Annotated in this window: 5 protein-coding genes and 1 pseudogene; 3 read left to right on the top strand and 3 right to left on the bottom strand. The window is 64.9% G+C overall.

Annotation, left to right across the window (positions count from 1 at the left end):
* Nucleotides 1-1,642 (top strand): annotated as a pseudogene (locus tag ACO1BR_RS43510) (ATP/GTP-binding protein); the annotation flags it as partial.
* 34 nt (nucleotides 1,643-1,676) lie between these two features.
* Here the strand turns inward: ACO1BR_RS43510 and ACO1BR_RS43505 are convergent.
* Together ACO1BR_RS43505 and ACO1BR_RS43500 are read right to left on the bottom strand one after the other, a co-directional pair.
* Nucleotides 1,677-2,021, bottom strand: a complete 345-nt coding sequence (locus tag ACO1BR_RS43505; RefSeq protein ID WP_426800653.1) for a tetratricopeptide repeat protein — start codon at nucleotides 2,019-2,021, stop codon at nucleotides 1,677-1,679.
* 475 nt (nucleotides 2,022-2,496) lie between these two features.
* Complete coding sequence (locus ACO1BR_RS43500; protein WP_426800652.1) at nucleotides 2,497-3,669, bottom strand: epoxide hydrolase family protein; 1,173 nt, start codon at nucleotides 3,667-3,669, stop codon at nucleotides 2,497-2,499.
* A 103-nt stretch (nucleotides 3,670-3,772) separates the two neighbouring features.
* Between ACO1BR_RS43500 and ACO1BR_RS43495 the strand changes: the two genes are divergently transcribed.
* Together ACO1BR_RS43495 and ACO1BR_RS43490 are read left to right on the top strand one after the other, a co-directional pair.
* Entirely contained in the window at nucleotides 3,773-4,348 is a 576-nt protein-coding gene (locus ACO1BR_RS43495; protein ID WP_426800651.1) for a CGNR zinc finger domain-containing protein, read from the top strand.
* Nucleotides 4,349-5,485: 1,137 nt separating this feature from the next.
* Nucleotides 5,486-6,511, top strand: a complete 1,026-nt coding sequence (locus ACO1BR_RS43490; RefSeq protein ID WP_426800650.1) for a hypothetical protein — start codon at nucleotides 5,486-5,488, stop codon at nucleotides 6,509-6,511.
* Between the two features lie 39 nt (nucleotides 6,512-6,550).
* Here ACO1BR_RS43490 and ACO1BR_RS43485 read toward each other — a convergent pair whose 3' ends face one another.
* Nucleotides 6,551-7,018 (bottom strand): hypothetical protein, encoded by a 468-nt coding sequence (locus ACO1BR_RS43485; RefSeq protein WP_426800649.1) that lies wholly within the window; start codon nucleotides 7,016-7,018, stop codon nucleotides 6,551-6,553.
* Nucleotides 7,019-7,151: the final 133 nt, after the last annotated feature.

Genomic DNA, 7,151 nt, shown 5'->3' with positions numbered 1-7,151 from the left:
CGGCGACTTCTCCCCCGAGGACTGCGACGACTACCTCACCCGCCGGCTCAACACCGGCGCCCAGCCCCTCATCGGCGCACCCCTGCGGCAAGTCATCACCAGCCGCTCGCACGGCCTGCCCCTCTATCTCGACCTTTCGGTGATGCGGTTCCTGGAGATCCGGCGCACCGGGCGGACACCACAGCCGGCTGACTTCGACCACGACTTCCCGGCCCTGATCGCCCGCACCCTGTCCGACCTCACCCCCGACGAGCGGCACGTCCTGCGCTCGGTCAGCCTCCTCGATGCCTTCGACCTTGCGCTGGCGACGCGAACTGCCGGCCTGCCCCATCAGGCTGCCGCGATGCGGCTGACCGAGCGCCCCTTCGTCCGCGAAAACCCCTTCGGCCTGTGGCCCTTCCACCTCCACGCGCTGATCCGCTCCACCATCCGCAACGCCGACGACCACACCGACGACCGCTGGTCACCACGCGACTGGGACCAGGCCGCCCAGCGGGCCTTCCACGCTCTGGGGGAACTATGGAGCGCCGCGCCGGCGCAGAACCGGATGCGGCTCGTCGGCTGTCTGCGCCAGGCCCTGGTCCTCGCCCGGGACTTCCGGCTCGAGCTGGACTGGCTGACCGAGGCCGCCTTCCACTACATCAGCGACTCCATCTGGGAGCCCCTCGCGCCTCCCGCCCGCGACGACGAGACAGCCGGCGCGGGGCTGCAGACGGCCGCTGATGCGCTGGTGGAAACCCTCAGTGCGCTCGCCCGCCGCCAGCACGAGAACCGCGCACACACGGCCAAGCGCCTGACCGTCGTCACCGAAGCCAGCCTACTGCCCCGCGCCCTGCACGACATGGCCGTCTACTACCTGGCCAAAGCCCAGCGAGACCTCGGGCGCACCGCGGACTCCCGCCGGGGCATGCAGCATGTCATCGCCGGTGCCGGCCGCCTCGCACCCAACGCCCGCCGCGGACTCGCGCACCTCTCCCGCCTCGCTGGCGACTTCCCCACCGCCCTCGAAGCCGCCGAAAACCTGGGCTGGAAAGGCCGCCACCACCGCGTCATCGGTGACGTGAGATGGGTCCAGGGTGAGATCACCCGCGGTGCGCAGGCCTTCCACGCCGCGCGTCTGGAGGGCGAAGAGCACGGGAAAATGGGCGAGGCGGCCATGTCCCAGGCCATGCGCGCCTTCACCCTCGCCTTCACCGATCCTCAGCAAGCCGACGACGAGATCGACCTCGCCGAACACCTCCTGGGCCCCGTCGACCTCCGCGCCGCCACCCTCGACGTCCGCATCGCCACCCTCCTGCGCGACGCCGGATCCAACACCGGCATCGAAGAACGGGCCCAGCTCCTGGCGGCAGAAATCCGCACCTCTGGGCTCGCCTTCGCCCACGCCAAGCTTGACCTGGCCCTCGCCTTCCACCACGCCATCCGCGACGACCACAAACAGCTCACCGCCGACATCAGCCGGCTGCGTGAGCTGACCCGTGAGGACTACTACGCCTATTACACCGACATCGCCCACTTCATGGCTGGCCTCCCCCTCGATGTCCCCTCACCCGCGCGATGGCTCGATGGCCAGCAGGCCACCCGCGACCGGTGGCACGCCCTGGTCATCACCCGTCGGACGCAGCTGCGCGCTACCCACTGACACAACCGGTGGCTTGCCGTCCAGGCGGGCCCGGCTACTGCCCGGGGGACTGTGCCAGCAAGTCGTGGAGCCAGAATTCGATTCTCATAGACTGCTCACGGATCTCGTTGGAAGCTCCCGATGGCAGTTGCAGGTGCTGGCGTTGGACCGCCAAGCTCTCTTCGAGCGAATTCATGGCCTCTTGGTGGCGACCCATTTCGCCGAGTAGGACAGCGTGGTTGTTCAGGCTTACGGCGAGGTCTGCCCAGACGACGGGCGTCAGCCGATCCGTAGATAGTCGGTGGTACAGCTGAACGGCCTCGGTGATGGCCCGCAGCGCCTGTTCACGCCGTCCGAGGGCGCTCAGCCGGTTGCCTAGGTTGGTGAGGCTCCTGGCCATATTGGCTCCGTGGGCGTGGAGCCTCAGGTGGGCCAGTCTGCGGTTGATGTCGATGGCTTGGTCGATCGCCGTGATCGCTTGCTGAAGCCTGCCGGCTGTGGGACCTGATGCCGATGGACAACACCTTCGCCAAGGTCAACCAGCCCGCCATCGGCGAACGCATAGCTTTCTGGGCCCCTCTAGGATCCACAACTTCGTTAGCAATGAAGGCAGTTCGTTAGCAGTGGATGAGCAAATCCGCGATCCTGTTGACATTGGCTACGTTCAGTAGCGATCTCCGGCAGGTCTCTTTCGGTCTTCGCCAAGGGTGCGCCGCCCGTGCTTCGTACCGTCTCCGTCATGGCAGTACAGAGTTTGGGCGGCGCAAGGTTCCTACGGCGTCGATCCGAAGAAGCACAGGAGATCCTGCACGTCGCCAGCGGCACGATTCATCACGCTCAGGCCCGGCTTCGAGTGCCAGGTCGCCGAGCCGCGTTCACCGATTAGCGGCCAGCACTGCCACGAGGCCCTCTTGCAGATCTTTGACGAAATACTCGGGAACCTCCAGCGATGGGAAATGCCCCCCGATTTCGGGCGACCTCCATCGGACGATTTGTCGGTACCGCTCCTGTGCCCAGGGGCGCGGACACTTCTCGACGTCGCGGGGATACATAGTGATTGCTGACGGGACGTCGACCCGAAGTTCGGGGTCCAGCGAGTTGTGGCTTTCGTAGTAAATGCGGGCCGACGATGCGCCGGTCCGCGTCAGCCAATACAGGGTGATATTGTCAAGAACGCGGTCTCTGGAAATCGTCTCGAACGGGCTATCTTCGGTGTCTGTCCACTCGGCGAACTTGTCGAGGATCCAGGCAAGAAGCCCGACCGGTGAGTCGACGAGCGAGTAGCCGATGGTCTGCGGTCGGGTCGCCTGCTGCTTCGCGTACGCCGCGCGGTGGCGCCAGAAATCGCGGGTTTCCTCGGTCCACTTACGCTCGACCGCCGTCAGCCCGTCCGTTGTCAACCCGGGCGGCGCCTCCGCGAACGTTGTGTGGATGCCGAGAACGTGCGCTGGGAACCTGCCGCCGAGAACCGTGGTGATATTGCCTCCCCAGTCGCCTCCGTGGGCTGCGAACTTGCTGTAGCCGAGCCTTCCCATCAGTTCCACCCATGCGGCCGCGATCTTTTCGGTTCCCCACCCGGTGGTGGCCGGCTTGTCGCTGTAGCCAAAGCCTGGCAGCGACGGGACCACGACGTGGAACGCTGGCACGTCTGCATCTTTCGGATCTGCCAGCTCGTCTACTACATCGATGAACCGAGCAATGCTGTCTGGCCAGCCGTGCGTCAAGATCAGAGGAGTGGCATCTGCGCGCACGGATCGGCGGTGCAGGAAGTGGATTCCCAGATCATCAATGGTCGTGCGGAACTGGCCGATACGGTTAAGGCGCTCTTCGAACGACCGCCAGTTGTACCCGGTCCGCCAGTAGTTCACGACATCGATGAGGTCGGCGAGCGGAACGCCCTGCTCCCATCGGCGAGGGTCGGGCGCGGCGCGATAGACCGTCTCAGCCTCCGGCAGTCGCGCCGCGGCTAGTCGCGCGCGCAGATCGTCGAGGTCAGCGTCAGTTGCGTGGGCTTCAAATGCTTGCACGTCGCTGGCGAGACGGGGCATGAGACCTCCTGACCATCGTGGAACCGGCTACGACCTATCGCGAACCGGATAAGACGGTTCTAGCAGTGCTCCGAGCCACGCTGCAACCGGCTAAGGTGGTTCTATGCGTGCTGCGTTCCCTGACTTCCGCCTCGGTAAGGTGCTGGCGACCAGCTTCACGGGGACCCTGTCGGAGCGTCATGGCGACGCTGTGGAGCGCATTCCCACGCCGCACCGACTCGTCGACTGGCTGGCAGTGAACGGCCTCGCCGTGGACTCCTGCACCAATGCGCAGCTCGACCTTGCTCGGGAGCTGAGGGAGTCGCTTCACGCCGCCGCGACAGCGGCCGCGATCCAGGACGCTCTCCCTGCATCTGCTGTCCAAGTCATCAATGACTGCAGCGCTCAGGGTCGGGCCGCGGCGATCCTGACACCCGAGGGCAAGCGGCAATGGCGGCTCAGCTCGCCTTCCTGTGTGGAAGATGCCCTCAGCGTGATCGCCGCCGACGCGATCAGCATCATCGCAGGCGAACGAGACGGAAAATTGGCCTTGTGCGCATCACCAACCTGCCAAGCCGCCTTCTTTGACACCAGCCAAAGTCGCACCCGCAAATGGTGTGACATGAACACGTGCGGGAATCGTCAGAAGAAAGCGCGCTTCCATGCCAACCAGCGCAAAACCCTCAGATCAGCGGAGTGATCGTTACCTCGGTACATCCAAGTGGGCCCCACGCCTGACACATCTGTCGCGCGCCCCGATTCGCACCCTTTCGAGCCCTGCTGTTGTCCTGGTCGACAAGTCCGTTACGCGACCGCCGCCTACGTCTGCAACCCGGACTCGACCGAGTCGCGCCTGCCGGGGGCGGGCGTGCAGCCTGCCTGCGTTGGTCGCCAAGACGGTGAACTCGCCGACGTCGCCGGCGACAGGCGCGTCCTGCTGCCTCCCGACCAGAGGGTCAACTACTCATGGTGACCGCCGACGCGGTGCTCCACGCCTGGATTGACAATCACCGACCGACAGGGCGTTGCTCGTCTGGCCCGGATTTTCCGGCATCTCTGCAGGAGCCCGTGTCAATGATCATGGGGAACCTACAGCCCCTAGGGAAGCGGCGGCGGCCTCGGCCAGGCCGTCCTGCGGATTGTGCATAAGCGACGAGAGGCACCGAGTCGTCATGGAAGAAGCGGCACGTCAAGCGTTGTTGTGACCTCAGCCGACGCAATCGTCCGGGCCCCTTGGGTGTAGGCCGGTTGTGCAGGCTGGTTCGAGTCGGGCTACAACGACCCAGTCCGCTCCAAGCCCCGAAAGGCGTTCGCACAGTCGTTCATAAGTCGAGTTTATCTGCGTTTTCGGACAGTTCCGGCTCATATGGCCACAGTTCAACGCCCCGCAGTACAGGTTGATCTCATACGACGCAGGTGATGCCTGCGGTTAACAGATCGACTTGGGGGACTTTTGAGGTCACATCGCATCAGACGCACCCGCCTGGCCCGCGCCTTCACCGCGCTCGCCGCCATGGCAGCCATCATGCCGATAGCTGCCCCGGCGTCGGCGCAGGATGGCGATCGCACGCTGAGTGTGGAGACGCAGATCCTCCCTGTAGGTGCTAAGGCGTCATTAGGGCGGGTTCACGAGAGCCTCGCAGCGCAAGGTCTCTCGGCGTCCGAGCAGACACATGAGGGTGGGCAGCGCATAGCGGCGCTGGAGACCATTGGCCCCGCTGCCTCCTACGCCCGTCTGGCCGCCCCCCCTTCTCAGACGGCGCCCGCCGTCCCGAGCAGGACGCCACGATCAGCGCTCCAGACGCAAGGAGCAACATATCCGGAGCCGCCGCACAGCATGACGAAGCAGGAGTGCCAGTCCGGACTCGGCTCCAACGGCCAGTTCTTCATCAAGTCACGCTTAGCTGTCTGCACCGGGCAGCTCTTCCACCAGACGTGGAAGCTGAACAAGAAGCCAATTGGCGAGAGCAGCTTCATCACCCTGGCGGTGGGCACCATCGCCAAGGGCAGCCGGCAGATGCATGTGCAGTACTACTTCACGGACTTCCAGGCCATGGGCGGGACCGGAACCGCCAGATTCGTGATCGCGCCCGACGCCACAGTCCCGCAGAAGTGGCCCGCCACCGCTCAAACCTCGCAAGGCGGCAGCATTCCGGGTGCGCGCTCCTTCGACACCCTTGCAGCCACCGGCACCAGCACCTTCGAGCACACCGTCACCGTGGCGTCCGGCCAGGGGGACAAGCCCGACGACACAGTCTTCGCCGTCTACCAGCCGACCCTGAAACTGACCTACCCGCCGGGCTGGTACAGCAAGGGCACCGACAGTGTCAACCTCTTCCTTCTCGCGCCCCGCTGCGACAAGGCCGCCTATGTTTCCAGGGGAGATGGCGCAGCCGTCTTAAGTGACACCGTAGACCTCCCCTACAGCTCCAAGACCGGCACGAGCGAGAAGGCTGTGGCCGAACACATTCGCGACGCCTTCACCAAGCCCGGCGCCACATTCCCGAAGAACGCCCACAAGAACGAGCCCGGCGCCGACGTCAAACATCCCCTCAACCGCCTCTACCACGACGCCAAGCGGCGGGCTGCCAATCGCAGTGAGGCCATAAAGGTGTGCAAGAAGCAATGGGGCCCTGGGTATCCCCAAGGCGGCAAGAACGAGTGTGACGAGTACCTGTTCGCCGTGACCTACCAGGGCAGCGCCCAAGCCCTGTATGACTCGACGGCTCCCAAGGACAACTTCTCCGCCCGGCCCCTGCCGAAGGCCGACAACGGCGCCGCCGGGACCATCCTGGCCGGCTTTCTGACGAAGAACCGCATCATCGACGGCAAGAACGACGGCTTCACCGTCTCCATCAACTGATCACCGCCGGGCAGGGGACCCCAACCGGTCCCCTGCCCCTCATCCCTCCGCAGGCCAGAACTGGAGCAGATACCGCTCCACGTCGCAGGGCACACCCTGCTCAGCCTGCCGCCGCGCCTCTTCCCGCCCCGCACAGCAGATCCGCACGCGCCACTTCGTATCCTCCCGGACCAGGTGAATGTCCTCAGCGCAGGCTCCGCCCACCGTCCACACAGCCAACCGCCCGGACTGCGACACGATGTCGGCCTCGCCCTGCTCCTCCCACACCACCCGCTCATCAACCGGCGGCCGACCGTCCCAGACCTCACACTCCAAGACGGTCGTATGCGTGTGGCCGGCGCTCTCGACATCGATCCTACCGACACGCTCCGTGAGAAACGCCCCCTCCACGGGCTCCCGGCCATCCGGGTACGGCTCCGGCACACACTCCTCATCACACTCTTGCAACGCAAAATGAGAGAACTCAATCATCAAAGGAAAATCTTGCTGCGATACCAACTCAGCCATAACACCTCCTACTTGAGCCACACGAAACCACGATCCTAGTGCGCACTGAGCGGTCTAGTACTGCAACGGTCTTTGGTGTGACGGTTGGACAGGTTGGTCGTTGGTGTGGTTGTGGGTGGGGATCTTGCTGATG

Origin of the sequence: Streptomyces sp. YGL11-2, from assembly GCF_050054615.1 — a bacterium.
Lineage (GTDB): Bacteria > Actinomycetota > Actinomycetes > Streptomycetales > Streptomycetaceae > Streptomyces.
The sequence above is the reverse complement of the archived record's forward strand: the minus strand, read 5'-3'. Positions and strand labels throughout refer to the sequence as shown.

What these genes read in the sequence shown, in the direction of transcription:
- ACO1BR_RS43505 (WP_426800653.1), bottom strand. Translation starts at nt 2,021, where the DNA reads ATGGCCAGGAGCCTCACCAACCTAGGCAACCGGCTGAGCGCCCTCGGA.
- ACO1BR_RS43500 (WP_426800652.1), bottom strand. Translation starts at nt 3,669, where the DNA reads ATGCCCCGTCTCGCCAGCGACGTGCAAGCATTTGAAGCCCACGCAACT.
- ACO1BR_RS43495 (WP_426800651.1), top strand. Translation starts at nt 3,773, where the DNA reads ATGCGTGCTGCGTTCCCTGACTTCCGCCTCGGTAAGGTGCTGGCGACC.
- ACO1BR_RS43490 (WP_426800650.1), top strand. Translation starts at nt 5,486, where the DNA reads ATGACGAAGCAGGAGTGCCAGTCCGGACTCGGCTCCAACGGCCAGTTC.
- ACO1BR_RS43485 (WP_426800649.1), bottom strand. Translation starts at nt 7,018, where the DNA reads ATGGCTGAGTTGGTATCGCAGCAAGATTTTCCTTTGATGATTGAGTTC.